General features: G+C 69.0%; 17 protein-coding genes and 1 riboswitch. Of the genes, 7 read left to right on the top strand and 10 right to left on the bottom strand.

Going from position 1 to position 18,969, the window contains the following annotated elements; genetic code table 11:
- Positions 1–22: 22 nt before the first annotated feature.
- The 10 genes from BX283_RS27920 to BX283_RS27875 all read right to left on the bottom strand — a co-directional run bounded on the left by BX283_RS27920 (position 23) and on the right by BX283_RS27875 (position 11,379).
- Positions 23–679 carry a trimeric intracellular cation channel family protein gene (locus tag BX283_RS27920; RefSeq protein ID WP_101390251.1) on the bottom strand — a complete coding sequence of 219 codons (657 nt, stop codon included), beginning with the start codon at positions 677–679 and terminating at the stop codon, positions 23–25.
- A gap of 79 nt (positions 680–758) precedes the next feature.
- Positions 759–2,165: a M1 family metallopeptidase gene (locus BX283_RS27915; protein WP_101390250.1), complete on the bottom strand. Its 1,407-nt coding sequence runs from the start codon at positions 2,163–2,165 to the stop codon at positions 759–761.
- Positions 2,166–2,261: 96 nt separating this feature from the next.
- Positions 2,262–3,578: an ABC transporter ATP-binding protein gene (locus BX283_RS27910; protein WP_101390249.1), complete on the bottom strand. Its 1,317-nt coding sequence runs from the start codon at positions 3,576–3,578 to the stop codon at positions 2,262–2,264.
- Positions 3,575–4,669 carry an ABC transporter ATP-binding protein gene (locus tag BX283_RS27905; protein ID WP_101390248.1) on the bottom strand — a complete coding sequence of 365 codons (1,095 nt, stop codon included), beginning with the start codon at positions 4,667–4,669 and terminating at the stop codon, positions 3,575–3,577. Before BX283_RS27905 ends, BX283_RS27910 begins: the two co-directional genes overlap by 4 nt.
- The gene (locus BX283_RS27900) at positions 4,666–5,676 is read right to left on the bottom strand and encodes an ABC transporter permease (protein ID WP_101390247.1); all 1,011 of its coding nucleotides are present in this window, start codon (positions 5,674–5,676) and stop codon (positions 4,666–4,668) included. The genes BX283_RS27905 and BX283_RS27900 overlap by 4 nt, the downstream gene beginning before the upstream one ends.
- Positions 5,677–5,776: 100 nt before the next feature.
- A complete protein-coding gene (locus tag BX283_RS27895; RefSeq protein WP_101390246.1) occupies positions 5,777–7,534 on the bottom strand; it encodes an ABC transporter substrate-binding protein in 1,758 nt (585 codons plus the stop codon).
- A 64-nt stretch (positions 7,535–7,598) separates the two neighbouring features.
- The gene (locus tag BX283_RS27890) at positions 7,599–8,597 is read right to left on the bottom strand and encodes an ABC transporter permease (protein WP_101390245.1); all 999 of its coding nucleotides are present in this window, start codon (positions 8,595–8,597) and stop codon (positions 7,599–7,601) included.
- Between the two features lie 374 nt (positions 8,598–8,971).
- Complete coding sequence (locus BX283_RS27885) at positions 8,972–9,769, bottom strand: enhanced serine sensitivity protein SseB C-terminal domain-containing protein (RefSeq protein WP_101390244.1); 798 nt, start codon at positions 9,767–9,769, stop codon at positions 8,972–8,974.
- Positions 9,770–9,866: 97 nt separating this feature from the next.
- The gene (locus BX283_RS27880; protein ID WP_101390243.1) at positions 9,867–10,628 is read right to left on the bottom strand and encodes an enhanced serine sensitivity protein SseB; all 762 of its coding nucleotides are present in this window, start codon (positions 10,626–10,628) and stop codon (positions 9,867–9,869) included.
- Between the two features lie 121 nt (positions 10,629–10,749).
- On the bottom strand, positions 10,750–11,379 hold the full coding sequence (locus BX283_RS27875; RefSeq protein ID WP_257583901.1) for an AAA family ATPase: 630 nt from the start codon (positions 11,377–11,379) through the stop codon (positions 10,750–10,752).
- A gap of 129 nt (positions 11,380–11,508) precedes the next feature.
- Positions 11,509–11,631, top strand: a riboswitch (glycine riboswitch).
- A 143-nt stretch (positions 11,632–11,774) separates the two neighbouring features.
- Here BX283_RS27875 and gcvT point away from each other — a divergent pair.
- The 7 genes from gcvT to thiL all read left to right on the top strand — a co-directional run bounded on the left by gcvT (position 11,775) and on the right by thiL (position 18,909).
- Positions 11,775–12,887 carry a glycine cleavage system aminomethyltransferase GcvT gene (gene gcvT / locus BX283_RS27870; RefSeq protein WP_101390241.1) on the top strand — a complete coding sequence of 371 codons (1,113 nt, stop codon included), beginning with the start codon at positions 11,775–11,777 and terminating at the stop codon, positions 12,885–12,887.
- Positions 12,888–12,956: 69 nt separating this feature from the next.
- Positions 12,957–13,334 carry a glycine cleavage system protein GcvH gene (gene gcvH / locus BX283_RS27865; RefSeq protein WP_101390240.1) on the top strand — a complete coding sequence of 126 codons (378 nt, stop codon included), beginning with the start codon at positions 12,957–12,959 and terminating at the stop codon, positions 13,332–13,334.
- A 23-nt stretch (positions 13,335–13,357) separates the two neighbouring features.
- Positions 13,358–14,620: a serine hydroxymethyltransferase gene (gene glyA / locus BX283_RS27860; protein ID WP_101390239.1), complete on the top strand. Its 1,263-nt coding sequence runs from the start codon at positions 13,358–13,360 to the stop codon at positions 14,618–14,620.
- A 149-nt stretch (positions 14,621–14,769) separates the two neighbouring features.
- Complete coding sequence (locus BX283_RS27855) at positions 14,770–16,140, top strand: L-serine ammonia-lyase (RefSeq protein ID WP_101390238.1); 1,371 nt, start codon at positions 14,770–14,772, stop codon at positions 16,138–16,140.
- 278 nt (positions 16,141–16,418) lie between these two features.
- Entirely contained in the window at positions 16,419–17,096 is a 678-nt protein-coding gene (locus BX283_RS27850; RefSeq protein ID WP_101390237.1) for an HIT family protein, read from the top strand.
- Positions 17,097–17,116: 20 nt separating this feature from the next.
- The gene (locus tag BX283_RS27845; protein WP_180357270.1) at positions 17,117–17,782 is read left to right on the top strand and encodes a (d)CMP kinase; all 666 of its coding nucleotides are present in this window, start codon (positions 17,117–17,119) and stop codon (positions 17,780–17,782) included.
- A 23-nt stretch (positions 17,783–17,805) separates the two neighbouring features.
- A complete protein-coding gene (gene thiL / locus BX283_RS27840) occupies positions 17,806–18,909 on the top strand; it encodes a thiamine-phosphate kinase (protein WP_180357269.1) in 1,104 nt (367 codons plus the stop codon).
- The last annotated feature ends 60 nt before the right edge of the window (positions 18,910–18,969 follow it).

Below are 18,969 nucleotides of genomic sequence, written 5' to 3'. Positions count from 1 at the left end.
GAACACCGGGCCCCGCCAGGGCCTACTCCTCCGCCGCCGCGCTCCTCCGGTTCCATGCCCTCGGCGCGCGCCAGTGGTACCGCATCGCCGCCAGGCGGAGCAGGAACGCCGTGATGATGGCGGCGCCGCTCGTCGCCGCGTTCAGGGTGTCGAAGCGGATGCAGAGGGCCACGATCGTGGCGCCCACGATCGCCGGGACCGCGTACAGGTCGCGGTCCCAGCGGAGCAGGGACGGGACCTCGTTGGCCAGGATGTCGCGCAGGACGCCGCCGCCGACCGCCGTGGCCAGGCCCAGGGCCGCGGACGAGGTGAGGCCGAGCCCGTAGTCGTACGCCTTGGTCGTGCCCGTGACGCAGAACAGGCCGAGGCCCGCCGCGTCGAACACGTTGACCGCGTTCTGGGTCCGCTCGACCTCGGGGTGGAGGAAGAACACCAGGACGGCGGCGAGGAGCGGCGTGATGAAGTACCCGAGATCACTGAACGCGGCGGGCGGTACCGCGCCGATGATCAGGTCACGGAACAGCCCTCCGCCCAGCGCGGTGACCTCGGCCAGGACCGCGATGCCGAACACGTCGAAGTTCTTGCGTACGGCGAGCAGCGCGCCGGAGATCGCGAAGACGAAGATTCCGACGAGGTCGAGCGCATGCTGGACGGAGGGGGTGAACAGTTCGTGGAGCACCTGACATTTTTACTCGAAGTTTTCAGCCGGACATGTCCGGTGCTCGCGCTCCCGGCCTGGCCGCCCTACCGGGACCGGCTCACCAGGCCGGCTTGCCCGTCGAGTAGATCCAGGTCTGGAAGAGGTCGTCCAGCTGCTGTCCCGAGATCTTCTCGGCCAGCGCGACGAACTGGGACGTGTTCGCGTTGCCGTACCGGTGGAGCTTCGTCCACGCGGGCAGCAGCTTGAAGAACGCCTGGTCGCCGATGCGCTCGCGGAGCACCTGGAGCGTCAGCGCGCCGCGCCGGTAGACGGCCCCGGCGAACATCGTGTCGCGCTGCGGGTCGGCGACCTTTATCTGCCAGAACGCGTCACCGGCCGGGATCCGGTTGTAGTAGGCGCGGGCCAGGTCGTGGGCGGTCCCCCGGCCCTTGTGCTCCTCCCACAGCCACTGCGCGTAGCTCGCGAAGCCCTCGTTGAGCCAGATGTCCTTCCACTGCGCCACCGAGACCGAGTCACCGAACCACTGGTGGGCGAGCTCGTGGACGATGGTGGTCTCGTTGCGCACCGCCGAGTACGCGGGCTTGGACTGCACTTCGAGCGAGAAGCCCGCCTGCGGCATGTCGTCGACGATCGCACCCGTCTCCTCGAAGGGGTACGGGCCGAAGACCTCGGACCAGTAGTCGGTGGCCTCGGCCGTCACTCCGTACACGTCGACCTGGTTCTGCCCCTTGAGCACCGGGTCGATCGCCACATAGATCGGCGTCCCGGCCGGGGTCCTCCCGGTCCGCACGTCGAACTTGCCGATGGTCGCCGTTGCCAGGTACGTCGCCATGGGCCTGTTCTCGCGCCAGTGGGAGTACGAGCGGTCGCCGCGGTCGTACGAGGAGACCAGCCGGCCGTTGGAGACACCGGTCAGGCCCTTGGGGGCGTCGATGCGGATGTCGTAGGTGGCCTTGTCGGCGGGGTGGTCGCTGGAGGGGAACCAGGTGGAGGCGGCGTTCGGCTCACAGGCCACGAAGACGCCGTCCTTGGTCTTCATCCAGCCGTAGTCGGAGCCGAAGACGATGGGGCCGTTGAGCGCGACGGGAACGCCGCCGTAGACGACGGTGACCTCGAACTCCTGGCCCCTGTGCAGCTTGTGACGGGGCGTCACCAGGATCTCGTCGCCGTTGCGGGTGAAGTCGGCGGGTCTGCCGTTCACCCGTATCGCGTCGACGGTGAGTTTCTGGAGGTCGAGGTCGAAGCTGGTGAGGGTCTGGGTGGCGCGGGCGGTGATCGTCGTACGCCCGTCGAGCCGCCCGGAGTCCGGGTGGTAGCTGACCCCGAGGTCGTAGTGGAGGGCGTCGAAGCCGCCGTTGCCGAGGTCGGGGAAGTAGGGGTCGCCGATGCCCGCGGCGCCGGGCGAGCCGCCGCCGGGTGCGGCGGCGATGGTGAAGGCCGATGCCGCCGCGGTGGCGAGGGCGAGCAGCCGTGAGGTACGGCGTGCCGAACGGGAGAGTGCCATGGGTCTGCCCTTCGAACGCGTTTCCGTGCGTACGGACAGGCAGACTCTGCACTCTCCCGTTTCGGCGTGAACATGACTTTGCCGAACCGTCATGCGTTACTTGTCGGTTGACTCCTGAACGGTGGAGTCCGGTCCGGATGTGGACTTCGCCCCGGGCTCCGATGCGGGCTCCGCCTTGGACTCCGCCGCAGGCTCGGAAGCCTCCGGCGCCTCCGCGTCGGCGGCCGTCTCAGTGGCCTCATCCGCCGCCTCGGTCCCGGCGACCGGCTCGGTCTTTGTCGACGCCTCCGCCACAGCCTCGGCCTTCGTCATCGACACCACCTCCACCGACTCCCGCGCCTCGGGCAGCACCGTCTCGCCCGGGGCCTGGTCCGGCGCGTTCTCCGGGTGGTGGCAGGCCACCTGATGGCCCGTCTTCAGGGCGATCAGCGGCGGCTCCTGCGTCTTGCAGATCTCCGTCGCCTTCCAGCACCGGGTGTGGAAGCGGCAGCCGCTCGGCGGCGAGATGGGCGACGGCACATCGCCCTTGAGCAGGATCCGCTCGCTCTTGACGCCCTTGCGCTTGGGGTCCGGCACCGGCACGGCCGAAAGCAGTGCCTTGGTGTACGGGTGCATGGGGGCCGAGTACAGCGACTTGCGGTCGGCGAGCTCCACGATCTTGCCGAGGTACATCACCGCGATCCGGTCCGAGACGTGCCGGATGACCGACAGGTCGTGGGCGATGATCACATAGGTGAGGCCCAGCTCGCTCTGGAGGTCGTCCAGAAGGTTGACCACCTGCGCCTGGATCGACACGTCGAGCGCCGACACCGGCTCGTCCGCCACGACCAGCTTCGGGTTGAGCGCGAGCGCGCGGGCGATGCCGATGCGCTGGCGCTGTCCGCCGGAGAACTCGTGCGGATAGCGGTTGTAGTGCTCGGGGTTGAGGCCCACCAGCTCCATCAGCCGCTGGACCTCCTTCTTCACCCCGCCCTCGGGCGTGACGCCCTGGAGCCGGAAGGGGGTGGAGACGATCCCGCCGATGGTGTGGCGCGGGTTCAGCGAGCCGTACGGGTCCTGGAAGATCATCTGCATGTCGCGGCGGAGCGGACGCATCCGCCCGGCCGACAGGTGCGTGATGTCGTGGCCCTCGAACTCGACCTTGCCGCCCGTCGGTTCGAGCAGCCGGGTGACCAGGCGGCCCATCGTCGACTTGCCGCAGCCCGACTCGCCCACCACGCCGAGGGTCTCACCCGCCCGGACGTCGAAGGAGACGCCGTCGACCGCCTTGACCGCACCGGTCTGCCGCCCGAGCAGGCCCTTCTTGATGGGGAAGTGCTTGGTGAGCCCCTCCACCTTGAGGATCGGCTCGGGCGAGGCGGCCGACTGCTCCGGGATCGCCTTCTCGGTGCCCGTGGGCTTCTTGTCGCTCACAGCTTCGGCGCAATCTCTTCGGTCCAGATACGGGTCCGCTCCTCCTGCGACATATGGCAGGCGGAGAAGTGCCCTTCGGCGTCGTCCCACTGCTTGAGCTCGGGACGCACGGTGCGCGTGACGTTGTCCTTGGGCAGGTCCGCGTACGGGCAGCGCGGGTTGAAGGCGCAGCCGGACGGCACGTTGATCAGCGACGGCGGCGAGCCCTTGACGGGGATCAGCCGCTCGGTCTCCTCGCGGTCGATGCGCGGCATCGATCCCAACAGGCCCCAGGTGTAGGGGTGCTGGGGCTCGTAGAAGACCTTCTCCGCGGGGCCCCGCTCGATGCACCGGCCGCCGTACATCACCAGGAGGTCGTCCGCCATCTCGGCGACCACGCCCAGATCGTGCGTGATCATGATGACGGCGGAGCCGAACTCCTTCTGCAGATCGCGGATCAGGTCCAGGATCTGCGCCTGGACGGTGACGTCCAGGGCGGTGGTCGGCTCGTCCGCGATCAGCAGCTCGGGGTTGTTGACCAGCGCCATCGCGATCATCGCGCGCTGGCGCATACCGCCGGAGAACTCGTGCGGATACGAGTCCACACGCTTGCCGGGCTCCGGGATGCCGACCCGGTCGAGCATCTCGATCGCGCGGGTGCGGGCGACCTTCTTGGAGACCTCGTTGTGGACGCGGTAGGCCTCCACGATCTGCGCGCCGACCGAGTAGTACGGGTGCATCGCGGAGAGCGGGTCCTGGAAGATCATGGCCATCTTCCGGCCGCGCAGCCGCCGTACGTGGTCGGGGTCGGCGCCGATCAGCTCCTCGCCGTCCAGCCACACCTCGCCGGAGATCTTGGCGTTGGCGCTGCGGTGCAGCCCCATCACACCGAGCGAGGTCACCGACTTGCCCGAGCCGGACTCGCCCACGATGCCGAGGGTCCTGCCGGGCTTGATGTCGAAGCTGACCCCGTCGACGGACCTGACCAGGCCGTCGTCGGTGTCGAAGTGGATGCGCAGGTCCCGTACGGAGAGGAACGCCTCCCCGGTGTCGGCGGGGCGCTCGGCCACCGGCTCGCCGACGGCCGCGCCGGTCTTGTTCAGGTCGCTCACGAGAGCCTCACCCTGGGGTCGATCGCGGCGTACACCAGGTCCACCAGCAGATTGCAGAGAACGATGAAGAAGGCGGCGACCAGGGTCACGCCCATGACGACCGGGAGGTCGTTGTTGCGGACGCCGTCGACCGCGTAGAAGCCGAGGCCCGGGAAGGAGAAGACCTGCTCGGTGATGACCGCGCCGCCGACCAGCAGACCGAAGTCCATGCCGAAGATGGTGACGATCGGGGTGAGCGCGGCGCGCAGGCCGTGCCTGCCGATGACGGTCCGCTCCCGCAGGCCCTTGGCGCGGGCGGTGCGGATGTAGTCCTCGCCCATCGTCTCCAGCATTCCGGCCCGGGTGAGCCGGGCGTAGAGCGCGGAGTAGAGGAAGGCGAGGCTGCACCAGGGGATCAGCAGGTTCCAGGCCCAGTCGGCTGGGTTGTCCGTGAAGTTCACATAGTGCACACCGTTCCAGATGGGCCATTGGACGGTGAACAGTCCCTGGCCCAGCATTCCGGTGAAGAAGATCGGGAGCGAGACGCCGGCGAGGGCGATCGCCATGAAGATGCGGTCCATGAACGAACCCCGCTTGAGGGCGGAGACGACGCCGATCGCCACACCGGAGATCAGCCAGATGACGGCCGCACCGATGGCGAGCGAGAAGGTGACCGGGATGCGCTGGGTCAGCTGCGGCCAGACCTCGACGTGGTTCTTGAACGAGTAGCCGAAGCAGGGGGCGTTGCAGACCGAGGCGTCGGGGCCGAACTTGTAGGTCGCGCCGACGAAGATCTGCTTGATGAAGTGCCAGTACTGGGTGTAGAGCGGTTGATCGAACCCGAGGTTCTTCTTCACCGCGGCAATCGCACCGGCATTGGCGTCCTTGCCCACGTACTGGGCGGCCAACTGGTCCATCGTCTGGCCGGCCAGCCGGGGCACCAGGAAGTAAATCGCGAAGGTGACCGCGCTGACGATCAGCAGCAGGACCACCGCGCCGAAAGCGCGTCGGATGATGTACGCAGCCACAGCTGTCCGGCAACCGGTGCCCGCCAGGCCGGGGGTCTTCCCGACCCGGCGGGCACCGGAGCCTTCACCTGCCTTTCAAAGAACTCGGGGGCTCAGCCGCTTACTTGGAGGAACCCATCAGCAGGTAGTCGTACATACCGAGGTACGCCTGGGTGACCGTGACGTTCGTCGCGGAGTTCGGGCGGAACAGCAGGTTCTTGCGGTAGATCAGCGGCACGGCGGAGGCGTTCTCGGCGACCATCTTGTCGATGTCGCCCCAGGCCTTCTCACGGGCGGCCTTGTCCGTGTTGGCGATGGCGTCGTTCAGCGCCTTGTTGATCGCCGGGTCGTTCAGCTCCTGGACGTTGTTGCCACCGGACGGCTTGATGGCCGAGCCGTTGATGATCTGGTCCAGGAAGCCGAAGCCGGTCGGCCAGTCGGCACCCCACGCGGTCATGATCATGCCGAGCTTGTGGTCGTGCACGTACTGCGGGTTGCCGGCGAAGTTCTGGAAGTACTTGCCCGCGGGGAAGGACTTGATCTCGGCGTTGATGTTGAGCTTCTTCAGCGACGCCTGGACCGCGGTGGCCATGGCCATCTCGGACGGGCGGTCGGAGCGGGCCGTCAGGTTGGTCGAGAAGCCGTTCGGCTGACCGCACTGCTTGAGCTCGTCCTTGGCCTTGGCCTCGTCGCCCTTGTCGCCCGGGGTCTCGTACAGGTTGAACTTGGCGTAGCCGTTGACCGACGGCGGCAGCAGCGTCGAGGCGACGTCACCCTTGGGCGCGCCACCCGCGGCGGCCTGGATCGACGCCTTGTCGATGCCCCACTGGACGGCCTTGCGGCAGTGCACGTTGTCGAACGGGGCCACGTGCACGTTCAGACCGATGTACGAGGTGGCACCGGCGTACGAACCGTCCGTCTGCGCCTTGTACTTCGGGTTGGTGATGACCTTCGGCTGGGTCTGCGGGGAGACACCGGTGCCGGCCGCGTCGACGGTCAGGTTGTCGGCGAGCAGGTCGTTGTCGACCGTGACCGCGTTGACCTTGAACCGGATGCTGATCTTGTCCGGCAGGGCCGGGCGGATCGGGTCGGTCTTCTGGTCCCACTGCGGGTTGCGGACGAGGGTCGCGCCCTTGCCCTCCTCGTACGACTCGAACTTGTACGGGCCGGAGGAGACGATGTGCTGGACGTAGGTCGCGCCCTTGTCCTTGTCCCTCGGCACGGGAGCCGTCTGGGAGAACGTCGCCAGGTAGTCGAAGTCCGCGAAGGCGTCCTTCAGCTTGAAGACGATGGTGTTGTCGTCCGGCGTCTCGATGGACGCGATGCCCTTGGGGTCCTTGTTCTTGTACGGACCCTCGTACTTGTCACCGTCGATCAGGTGGGACTTGAAGTACGTCGGGCCGTTGGACAGCGCCTCGGGGGCGAAGTTCGACCGCTCGACGGCGTACTTGACGTCCTTCGAGGTGATCGGCGTGCCGTCCTCGAACTTCAGGCCCTTGCGCAGGGTGTACGTCCAGGTCTTCGCGTCGGCGCTGGGCTTGCCGAGCGACTCCGCGAGGTCCGGGACCACGGTCAGGCCGTCCTTGCCGGCGGCCGGCTTGAACGTGGTGAGCGTGCGGCCGTACAGGCGGGAGAAGTTCTGCACCCAGCCGTAGTACGTGTTGCCCGGGTCCAGGGAGTCCGGGACGTCCGACATCGCGTAGGTGGCGGTGCCACCCTTCTTGTCGGACTTGTTGACGATCTGGGTCAGACCGGCGTCGGCGGCGGACTTGGTGCCGCTACCGCCGGACTTGTCGTCCTTGGAGTCGTTGCACGCGGTGGCCCCCAGCGTCAGCGCCACGGCGGTAGCGATCAGGACGGTCGCTTTTCTCGTCTTCACCTGAGGAATGCCCCCTCTATGGATGGTTGCGGCAGATGTGTCGTGTGTGGCAGGTGCCGCGTGCTTACTTGCCTCGCGGGTCGAGGGCGTCTCGCAGCCCGTCGCCCAGCAGGTTGAACGCCAGGACCGTGATGAAGATCGCCAGGCCCGGCACGATCATGTACTGCGGGTCCGCCTCGTAGAGGTCGGTCGCGGTGGAGAGCATTCCGCCCCACGATGCCTGCGGCGGCGAGATGCCGACGCCGAGGAAGCTGAGTCCGGCCTCGAACAGGATGTTCGTGGGGATCAGGAGCGTGGAGTAGACCAGGATCGGTGCGACCAGGTTCGGCAGCAGCTCCCGGATCAGGATGAACGGACCGCGGGCGCCGAGGCTCTTGGCCGCCTCGACGAACTCGCGTTCGCGCAGGCTGAGCGTCTGGGCCCGGACGATACGGCCCATGTACGGCCAGCTGAAGAAGCCGATCACGAAGATCAGCACGCTGATCCTCAGTGGCAGCCCGGTCATTCCGAACGCCCCGTCCTGGAGGGACGCGGAGATCGAGATGGCGAAGAGCAGGAGCGGGAACGCCAGGAAGACGTCCATCGCGCGGCTGATCAGGGTGTCCGCCCAGCCGCCGTAGAACCCTGCCGTGACGCCCATGATCACGCCGATGACGACCGAGAGCAGCGTGGCGCCGCCCGCGACGAGCAGCGACACCCAGGAGCCCTCGATGATCCGGGACAGGATGTCGCGCCCGTACTGCGGGTCGACACCCAGCGGGTGTTCCCAACTCATCCCGCCCCAGGCTCCCTTGGGCGCCAGCAGGGCCGGGTCGATCAGGTCCTGGTGGAACTCGTTCGGATCCATCCCGAACGCCCACTGGATCGGCTTGGAGAGAACGGCGAGCAGGACGAGCAGGACGACGACGACGCCACCGGCGACCGCGAGTTTGTCGCGCTTGAAGCGCGTCCAGGCGATCTGTCCGAGTGAACGGCCCTCGATCTGGCTCTGCTTGGCCCCCGTGAGTACTGCCTCCGGCGGCACCTCGGCAGCCGATCCGGTGGTCTCGAGCGGTGCGGTCACAGTGCCTCTGACCCCTCCCGGCCGGCGGATGGCCGGCCCGTACCAGCCGCTGTGGCGGCTTGTTCCATCAGGTGGTGCGGTGATCTGCGACGGGCCAACCGGCCCTTGTTAGCCGGGAGTCTTCAACGCGTTCGCGATCACCCGCCAGACCTGACGGTGAATGGTTGCCTAAACGTGATGCGGTCAGACGGCTTCCGTTATCCGGACGTCGTGATCGTCTGAGCGGACCAGTCGTGCACTAACCGACCAGATCGGTCATGTCACCCAACTGCCTTGATGAATGGCCGAATTGGGTGGAGCAGTCAGGGCAACCGGGACACCGGTGACTGATGGGGAAGGGTTTGAGGTGTGTTGTGCAGGTGTTACGTGTGACGTCAGTAGGCGCGCGGGGCAGCCGGGGGGTAGCCGTACCCGCCCGCCGGGGCCGCGGGGGCGGAATGCGCCTCGCGGTCGTAGAAGGGGCGCCCCTTGGCGCGCAGCCACATCCCGACCGGGTCGTACTCGTCGGACAGCGCCACCGTGGACACCGGCAGACCGTCGGGCACGGCGGCGACGGCCTGCTGCATCATCGCGCGCACCGCGTCCACGGACTGCGGCCCGGTGTCGTAGAGGTCGAGCCCGATGGCCAGATATGGCGTGCCGAGCGCGGGCTGCACCCAGGCGCGGCGCAGCGCCCGGACGGCCGGGGTGCGGTGCGCGTGCTGCGCCAGCAGGGCGTAGAACTGCGGGATCTCCACGGCCGGTTCGGTGATCCGCAGCGGGCCCGCGGGCATCCGGTCCAGGCCGGTGGCGATCCGGCGCAGATCCGGCCAGGGGATGCCGACCCCGCCGCCGGGGGCGTGCGGGTTGAGCCAGATCCCGTACCGGTCGGGGTAGAGGGTGCGGGCGATGTCACGGCCGGTGACCACCTCGTGGGCCCGGTTCCAGCCGCTGGCGGAGAGCTCCTGGGCGGAGGTCACACAGGGCGCGTACGCCACCCCGTCGACCTCCATGTTCCCGTACTGCGCGTCGGGGGCGCCGGGCCGGCCGTGCCAGAGCAGCATCCACAGCCGGCCGGAGGAGGGGTCGGCGAGGGCGTGCAGCAGCGCCTCGTACGCGTCGTAGCGTCCGGGGGCCACCTGGCGCAGCATGTGCTCGACCTGCCCGGCCGCCGCGGTGCCTGACGCACTCACCCTGGGTCCCGCCCCTCTTCGTTCCCCCGCGCCGCCGGTGCACAGGCGTGCGGCCGTGGGGGTCTACGGATTATGAAACCAGCTTATGCGGGAGCGGCTAGGGGGTGGCCCGCGTGTAGAAGGGGCGCACTCGCTCGCGCATCCAGTCGCCCACCGGGTCCTGGGCCACGTCGAGCAGCACCAGGTTCACCGGCCAGCCGACCGGGACCCGGCCCAGCGCCCGGCCCAGCGCCTCCATGGGGGCGTTGCGCCCGGCCCCGTCCCAGGTGGAGAACTCCACGCCGATGAAGAGCGTCGGGGAGTCGCCCTCGATGGAGGCCAGCGCGCGGCGGGCGGTGCGCACCACGCCGGTGGCGTCGAACTCCTCGGCCGCGGCGGACAGGAAGTCGACCGGGTCCTCCTGCCAGTCGGGCTCGAAGAGCCGCACCCGGGCGCCGGAGGCGGGCCCGTCGAGCGCGGTGCGCCCGGTGCGGCACAGCTCGGCGACGGCGGGCGGCGGCAGCGGTACGCCGACGGCGCCCTCCGGGTTCAGCGCGATGCCGAGCTGCGGGGGCAGACCGCGGGCGAACTCCACGGCGGGGGCCACGGCGAACGACATGTGCGGGCCGACGCACTGGAGGAACTGCTGCTCGGAGCTGTAGACGGGGACGTAGGGCAGGCCCGCGATCTCCATGGTGGGGAGGTCCAGGTCGGCGCTGTCCCGGCTGCCGCCGTTGGGGAGGGGGATCCAGACCGGGTTGCGTCCCAGGACCTCTATCAGCCGGGGGCCCGCGCCCGGGACGCCGAGCGAGGCCGCCAGCGCCTCCTCCAGCTCGTTGCCCGGCCAGCCTCCGCCGCCGTGTGGGTGGAGCAGGTCCATCTGCCGTCCTTCATCTGCGAGCCGATTCTGGCTGGTGGTCGCGCCCACGCGGCGGAGCCGCACATGTCACAGCCCCGCGCCCCTGAAAAGCAGGAGGTTGCGTCGTCCCCGTGCTCAAACTCTAGCCCCGGCCGGGGCCCTCCTCGAAGGCGATCCGGTTCACCGTCTGTGCCGCCTCCCTGTCCAGCAGCACCGCCGACGCCACCCCTCTCGGCAGGCGGCCCCGCGCCACCGCGGCTATCAGGCGGGGCACCGCCCTGGAGTGGCGGGCGAAGGCGTACGAGGAGACCTTGCGGCCACGGGCGACCTGGCCCGCCAGGGCCGTCTCCGGGGAGACGTCGAGCAGCACCAGGTGCAGCGCGCGGCCGCCCCGCGCCGCGGCCCGCGCCAGCGACCAGCGCACCCAGGCGTGGGTGCCGCAGTCGTGGACCGCCAGGCCGCCGCCCGACCGCAGCGCCCGGTGCATCCGCAGGAAGTGGGCGACCCTTACTACCGGCCGGTACAGCGCGTACGGCACCCCGCCCATCCGGGCCTCCCAGGCGCGGCGGGTGTCCTGCGAGTCGATGCCGACGCCGGTGACGGCCCGGCGCAGCAGGGTCGTCTTGCCGCTGCCGGGCAGGCCGGAGACCACCACCACGTCCCCCTCGGCGAACCGGAGCGTGTGCGGTGAGCGACCGCCCCGGCCGCGCAGGTCCCGTACCACCGGAACCGGGGCGTCCGCGTGCGTCGCCGCCGTCGTGTGAACCGTCATCGGTGCTCCCCCTGCCGGGTCGTGCGACCCTTTCCCCATGCGCGTAAAAGGATGGTAATGAGACTCGGGTGATGTTCTGCCCGTGGGAGGCGTGCAATGATGTGCGCGCCAAACTGCATACCGGCCGCTTGAATCCACGCGGGAGAGTCCCCGGCAGTTCCCCCAAGGCCCCAGAAGGCCGGGAGGACCGCGGGGCGCCGAAGGAGCAAGTCCCTCCCTTGAATCTCTCAGGCCCCGTACCGCGTGGATGAGGCAGATCTGAAAAGCGAGTCGCGCGTTCCCGGACGGCGCGGCTCCACCCAAGGTGCAAGCCGGGTCTCCCGGCGAACCTCTCAGGTTCCGATGACAGATGGGGAGGATCGTCCTCGCCGTCATGCCCTGGGAGTCACACCCTCATGAGCAATCCCCGTCTCACCGCCCTTGACGCAACTCACCGTTCGCTGGGCGCGACCATGACCGACTTCGCCGGCTGGGACATGCCGCTGCGGTACGGCAGCGAGCGCGACGAGCACACCGCCGTGCGCACCAGGGCCGGTCTCTTCGACCTCTCCCACATGGGCGAGATCACCGTCACCGGCCCGCAGGCCGTGCAGGCGCTGGACTACGCGCTGGTCGGCAACATGAGCACCATCGGCGTGGGCCGCGCCCGCTACACGATGATCTGCCAGGAGGACGGCGGCATCGTCGACGACCTGATCGTCTACCGCCTCGGCGAGGACGAGTACATGGTCGTCGCCAACGCCGGCAACGCCCAGGTCGTCCTGGACGCGATCACCGAGCGCGCGGCCGCCTTCGACGCCGAGGTCCGCGACGACCGCGACAACTACGCGCTGCTCGCCGTCCAGGGCCCCGAGTCCCCCGGCATCCTGAAGTCGCTCACCGACGCCGACCTGGACGGCCTGAAGTACTACGCGGGCCTGCCCGGCACCGTGGCCGGCGTCCCGGCGCTGATCGCCCGTACGGGCTACACCGGCGAGGACGGCTTCGAGCTCTTCGTGGCCCCGGCCGACGCCGAGAAGCTGTGGCAGGCGCTCACCGAGGCGGGCAAGGACGCGGGCCTGGTGCCGTGCGGTCTGTCCTGCCGCGACACGCTGCGCCTGGAGGCGGGCATGCCGCTGTACGGGCACGAGCTGACCACCTCCCTCACCCCGTTCGACGCGGGGCTCGGCCGGGTCGTGAAGTTCGAGAAGGACGGCGACTTCGTGGGCCGCGCCGCCCTGGAGGCCGCCGCCGAGCGCGCCGCCGCGAAGGCTCCCCGCAAGCTGGTCGGTCTGGTCGCCGAGGGCCGCCGGGTGCCGCGCGCCGGGTTCTCCGTGGTGGCGGGCGGCGAGGTCGTCGGCGAGGTGACCTCGGGCGCCCCGTCGCCGACGCTGGGCAAGCCGATCGCCATGGCGTACGTGGACGCCGCGCACGCCGAACCGGGCACCTCCGGTGTCGGCGTCGACATCCGCGGTACGCATGAGCCGTACGAGGTCGTGGCGCTGCCGTTCTACAAGCGGCAGAAGTGACCCCTCGCACACGCACCGCATGACTTTCCCGTTCACCACCACTCCCCCTCGTACAGGAGAATTCAGGTCATGAGCAACCCTCAGCAGCTGCGTTACAGCAAGGAGCACGAGTGGCTGTCGGCCACGGAGGACGGTGTGGCGACGGTCGGCATCACCGAGTTCGCGGCCAACGCGCTCGGTGACGTCGTCTTCGCCCAGCTCCCGGCGGTCGGCGACACCGTCACCGCGGGCGAGACCTGCGGCGAGCTGGAGTCGACCAAGTCGGTCAGCGACCTGTACTCGCCGGTCTCCGGCGAGGTCGTCGCGGCCAACCAGGACGTCGTCGACGACCCGTCGCTGGTGAACTCCGCCCCCTTCGAGGGCGGCTGGCTGTTCAAGGTGCGCGTCGCCGAGGAGCCGGGCGACCTGCTCTCCGCCGACGAGTACACCGCCTTCGCCGCCGGCTGACCTACCACTCCAGGGAACTTCCGATGTCGCTTCTGAACCAGTCCCTCCATGAGCTGGACCCGGACGTCGCCGCCGCCGTCGACGCCGAGCTCGTCCGCCAGCAGTCCACCCTCGAAATGATCGCCTCGGAGAACTTCGCTCCGGTCGCGGTCATGGAGGCCCAGGGCACGGTCCTCACCAACAAGTACGCCGAGGGCTACCCGGGCCGCCGCTACTACGGCGGCTGCGAGCACGTGGACGTGACCGAGCAGATCGCGATCGACCGGGTCAAGGACCTGTTCGGCGCGGAGTACGCCAACGTCCAGCCGCACTCCGGCGCCTCCGCCAACCAGGCCGCCCTGTTCGCGATCGCCCAGCCCGGCGACACGATCCTCGGCCTGGACCTGGCGCACGGCGGCCACCTCACCCACGGCATGCGGCTGAACTTCTCCGGCAAGCAGTTCAACGTGGTCCCGTACCACGTCGACGACGCCGGTCTGGTCGACATGGCCGAGGTCGAGCGGCTGGCCAAGGAGCACCGCCCCAAGGTGATCATCGCGGGCTGGTCCGCCTACCCGCGTCAGCTGGACTTCGCCGAGTTCCGCCGCATCGCGGACGAGGTCGAGGCCCTCCTGTGGGTCGACATGGCGCACTTCGCGGGCCTGGTCGCGGCCGGGCTGCACCCGAACCCGGTGCCCTTCGCGGACGTGGTCACCTCCACCACGCACAAGACGCTCGGCGGCCCGCGCGGCGGCATCATCCTGGCCCGGAACAAGGACTTCGCGAAGAAGCTGAACTCCGCGGTCTTCCCCGGCTTCCAGGGCGGCCCGCTGGAGCACGTGATCGCGGCCAAGGCGGTGTCCTTCAAGGTCGCCGCTTCGGAGGAGTTCAAGGAGCGCCAGCAGCGCACCCTGGACGGCGCCCGCATCCTGGCCGAGCGCCTGGTCCAGGACGACGTCACCGCGCACGGCGTCTCGGTCCTGTCCGGCGGCACGGACGTCCACCTGGTCCTCGTCGACCTGCGGAACTCCGAGCTGGACGGCCAGCAGGCCGAGGACCGCCTCCACGAGGTCGGCATCACGGTCAACCGGAACGCCATCCCGAACGACCCGCGGCCCCCGATGGTCACCTCGGGCCTGCGGATCGGCACGCCGGCGCTGGCCACCCGCGGTTTCGACGCCGACGACTTCCGTGAGGTCGCCGACATCATCGCCGAGACCCTGAAGCCGGACTTCGACAAGGCCGCGCTCTCGGCCCGGGTCTCCGCCCTGGCCGCGAAGCACCCGCTGTACCCCGGCCTGAAGTAGTTTCGTACCCTTTTATTCGTACGAACCTTCGGGGCACCGCGCACACTGGACAGTGAGTGCGGTGCCCCGAACCCTTGCACCGCCCGTTCCACCTGCTCGCTCTGCACCACCCCGGCAGACAACGGCGTCTACCCCTCTAGGAGTCTCCCGTGGCCATCTCGGTCTTCGACCTGTTCTCGATCGGCATCGGCCCGTCCAGCTCCCACACGGTCGGCCCGATGCGCGCTGCCCGGATGTTCGCGCGGCGCCTGAAGAACGAGGGCCTGCTGGCCCACACCGCCTCGATACGGGCCGAGCTGTACGGCTCGCTCGGCGCCACCGGCCACGGCCACGGCACCCCCAAGGCCGTCCTCCTCGGCCTGGAGGGGAACTCGCCGCGCACGGTCGACGTGGAGAGCGCCGACGAGCAGGTGGAGCGGATCAAGTCGGACGGCCGGATCAGCCTGCTCGGCGCCCACGAGATCCCCTTCGACTTCGACGAGGACCTGATCCTGCACCGCCGCAAGGCGCTGCCGTACCACGCCAACGGCATGACGATCTTCGCGTACGACAGCGAGGGCGCGCCGGTCCTGGAGAAGACGTACTACTCGGTGGGCGGCGGCTTCGTCGTCGACGAGGACGCGGTCGCGGGCGAGAACCCGATCGTGCCGGACGACACGGTCCTGAAGTACCCCTTCCGCACCGGCGACGAGCTGCTGCGTCTCGCCAAGGAGTCCGGCCTGTCGATCTCCGCGATGATGCTGGAGAACGAGAAGGCCTGGCGCACCGAGGACGAGATCCGCGCCGGGCTCCTGGAGATCTGGCGTGTGATGCAGGCGTGCGTCTCGCGCGGCATGTCCCGCGAGGGCATCCTGCCGGGCGGTCTGAAGGTCCGCCGCCGGGCCGCAACCACCGCCCGCCAGCTGCGCGCCGAGGGCAACCCGGACGCGCACGCGATGGAGTGGGCGACGCTGTACGCGATGGCGGTGAACGAGGAGAACGCGGCGGGCGGCCGCGTCGTCACCGCGCCCACCAACGGCGCCGCGGGCATCATCCCGGCGGTGCTGCACTACTACATGAACTTCGTGCCCGGCGCCGACGACGAGGGCGTGGTCCGCTTCCTGCTGGCCGCCGGCGCGATCGGCATGCTCTTCAAGGAGAACGCCTCGATCTCCGGCGCCGAGGTCGGCTGCCAGGGCGAGGTCGGCTCCGCCTGCTCGATGGCCGCGGGCGCGCTGGCCGAGGTCCTGGGCGGCACCCCCGAGCAGGTCGAGAACGCCGCGGAGATCGGCATGGAGCACAACCTGGGCCTGACCTGCGACCCGGTCGGCGGTCTGGTGCAGATCCCGTGCATCGAGCGCAACGGCATGGCGGCCGTGAAGGCCGTGACCGCGGCGAAGATGGCGATGCGCGGCGACGGCAGCCACAAGGTGTCCCTGGACAAGGTCATCAAGACCATGAAGGAGACCGGCGCCGACATGTCCGTGAAGTACAAGGAGACCGCGCGCGGCGGTCTGGCCGTCAACATCATCGAGTGCTGACGGCGGTCTGACACTCCGGCAAGGCGGCGGCGAGGACCTGGTGGTCCTCGCCGCCGCCTTTTGCCGTGAAGGGGGCGGCGCCCCGGCGCTCCGAACGAAAAGGCGAGCCTCGGCAGCGGGCGCGGAATCCTCGATCACCCTATTGATCGGAACCTGTCGACCCACTTTGGCCTATTACCGTACTCCGCTTGCATGCTACGGGCGACTACAGTACGTTATCGCCGTCTTTCCGGCCTTCATCCGAGGACGCACCTGCTCCACAAGTCGAGGAGTGGAACATGCCGCGCGGGATTGAGTGCGTCGGATCCGACCTCTGCCAGGAACTCGCCGGTTCACGGGACACCACGTTTTCGATGGTGTACAGGGGAGAGCCGCCCAGCCGCCTCATCCACTCGACGGAAAACTTCCGCTTACTGGCCGACCTGTCACCCATGACCCTCGGCCATCTTCTCCTTCTGCCCGTTGATCACTATTTCAGCTTTGCGCAGTTGGCCAATGTTTTCGACGAAGAACTCCCGGAGCTGCTGGGAAAGGTCGAGCCCGCCTATCGGGAGACGTTCGGCATGTTCACCGTGCTGGAACACGGTTCCAGCCCCGGAATGCAGTCCAGCGCCTGTATATCCCATGCGCACTGGCACATCCTCCCCGTCGACGGCCGCCGGGTGGACGAGCTCATCCTGGCCGACGGGCTGGCCCCGACGGCTCTCGCGGGCCTGGAGCACCTGGCCGCGTTCGACGACGTCCCCTACTTCATGTGCCTGCACGAGGACGGGATGAACGTCTACCGGCCCCGGCCTGCCATGCCCCGCCAATATCTGCGTTCGAAGGTCGCGGAGATCGTCGGAATCGCGGACCCGCTGTGGGACTACGCGCTCGTGGTCCGCAAGGAAATCTTTCGCGAAACGGTCGCGCTGACGTCGGCCTGGCGCGTCGGCCCGGACCGAAACCCGCTATGAAGCCGGCCCGGAGGACGTACATGCCCGCCGTATCCATTTCCATCGACGGTCCGACCGCCAGCGGAAAGACCACCCTGGCCACCAGCCTGGCGGAAGAACTCGGCCTGGCTTTCCTGGACACCGGTGTCACCTATCGCAGCCTGGCCTACGCCCTCGATCACGTACCCGTCGAAAGGCTGAGGACGGATCTCGGATCGCTTCTCGTCCACCGGCCCGAGGTCCACCACCGGCAGGGGAAAAGGGGAATCTGCCAGCATCACGCGATTCTCTTCAGAGGCGAAGACATCACCGAGCAAATCTGGCACGCCTCGCTGGACGGCAATCTCAAAGCGATCGCACAGGACGAGGCCTGCCGCCGGGAAATCCTCCGCCTGCACCAGAGCATCGTGGAGAAGTACGACGACATCGTCGCGGTCGGTCGGGATGTGGCCGTCACTCTCCTCCCCCACGCCTCCCTGCACGTCTATCTGACGGCCAGCGAGACGATTCGCCGAGAACGCCGCCGGGCGCAGTACCGCCACCTCAAGGACCGCTCCACGAGCGTGGGGCCGGCCACCGAACGCGACCTTCGGAACCGCGACGCCATCCGGGCCATGCCGAACGCGATGGAGGTCGACTCGACCTACAGCCCGGCGTCGGCCGTCTTCGCCTCCGCCCTGCACGGGCTGCGGCGGCACACCTCATGAGCCCCCGGGAAGAACAGGACATCGTGACTCCTCGCCAGCCGGCCTACTCGGACGAGCCGACCAGGGTGCAGCAGCTCATCGGTGAGTTCCTCACCGGACAGTCGGGAACGAGCGTCGGCGCGGACGGACTCGACGTCCGGCTGACCGCGGGGGCGGACGCGAAGGACGACTGCGCCGTCTACGACCTGAGCTCGCCCATGAGCCTGGTCGTCGGCTCGGACTACGTCCGCGGCCCCAAGTTCGTCCTCTACGAGATGGGGCTGCTCTCGGGGTTCGACATCGGCTACTACCTGGCCGTCGCCAACGTCAGCGACATCGCCGCCATGGGAGCCACCCCGATCGGCGTGCTCAGCGTGGTCCGCTATCCCCACGAGGTGGACGACGCGGAGTTCCAGGAGGTGATCGCGGGCATCCACCAGGGCTGCACGGACTGCGGAACGCTGAACGTCGGCGGCGACATCGGGAACGCCGAGCGGATCATCCTCTCCGCCACGGCGTTCGGGGTGTGCAAGCCGGGGAGCGCGCTGATGCGCAGCGGTGCGCGCCCGGGCGACCTGCTCTGTGTCACCGGCCCGTGCGGGCTGCTGGGAGCGGCCGTCGCCTACTTCCCCAAGCGGGACACGTTCGAGAAGGGGCTGCCCGAAGAGGTGGAGCGCAGGCTGCTGGACGGCTGGAGGCGTCCCCGGGCCCGGGTCGCCGAAGGCAGGATCCTCGGTGCGAAGGCGTACGCGACGGCCTGCCAGGACACCTCGGACGGCCTCAAGGCCACCATCGAGCAGATCACGCAGGCGAGCGGCGTGGGGTTCCGCGTGGTCGAGGAGGACGTGCCCGTCGAGCCGGCCGTGGGCATGGTCGCCGACCTCATGGGCGTCGAACCCCTGGCGCTGTCGATGAGCGCCTCCTCCGACTTCCAGCTCGCCTTCACCCTGGATCCGGGAAAGCTCGAAAAGTGCCGGGCCGAGTTCGATCTCGCGGGGCTGGAGTTCCATGTCATCGGCGAGGCCACGGGCACCGGCCGGGCGGAGTCCGTAAACCACCTCGGCGCGGTGCGCCCGCTTCCCGGAGTTGCCTGGAAGCACCAGAAATCCGACATCAGTCTGCTGGCCACCGGCCGCGTGGAGGAATAGCGCAGGAGCGGCGGAGAATTCAGGAACTGCTCGGGGGCATCTGCGGGAGTCCGCACTAGA

The organism is Streptomyces sp. TLI_146 (genome assembly GCF_002846415.1).
Classification (GTDB): domain Bacteria; phylum Actinomycetota; class Actinomycetes; order Streptomycetales; family Streptomycetaceae; genus Streptomyces.
Note: the sequence above shows the minus strand (reverse complement) of the source record. Positions and strands in the feature narration are given on the sequence as shown.

Excerpts from the sequence above, each read along its gene's own strand:
- gcvT (WP_101390241.1), top strand. The coding sequence starts at position 11,775 with ATGAGCAATCCCCGTCTCACCGCCCTTGACGCAACTCACCGTTCGCTG.
- BX283_RS27875 (WP_257583901.1), bottom strand. The coding sequence starts at position 11,379 with ATGACGGTTCACACGACGGCGGCGACGCACGCGGACGCCCCGGTTCCG.
- BX283_RS27915 (WP_101390250.1), bottom strand. The coding sequence starts at position 2,165 with ATGGCACTCTCCCGTTCGGCACGCCGTACCTCACGGCTGCTCGCCCTC.
- glyA (WP_101390239.1), top strand. The coding sequence starts at position 13,358 with ATGTCGCTTCTGAACCAGTCCCTCCATGAGCTGGACCCGGACGTCGCC.
- gcvH (WP_101390240.1), top strand. The coding sequence starts at position 12,957 with ATGAGCAACCCTCAGCAGCTGCGTTACAGCAAGGAGCACGAGTGGCTG.
- BX283_RS27850 (WP_101390237.1), top strand. The coding sequence starts at position 16,419 with ATGCCGCGCGGGATTGAGTGCGTCGGATCCGACCTCTGCCAGGAACTC.
- BX283_RS27845 (WP_180357270.1), top strand. The coding sequence starts at position 17,117 with ATGCCCGCCGTATCCATTTCCATCGACGGTCCGACCGCCAGCGGAAAG.
- BX283_RS27880 (WP_101390243.1), bottom strand. The coding sequence starts at position 10,628 with ATGGACCTGCTCCACCCACACGGCGGCGGAGGCTGGCCGGGCAACGAG.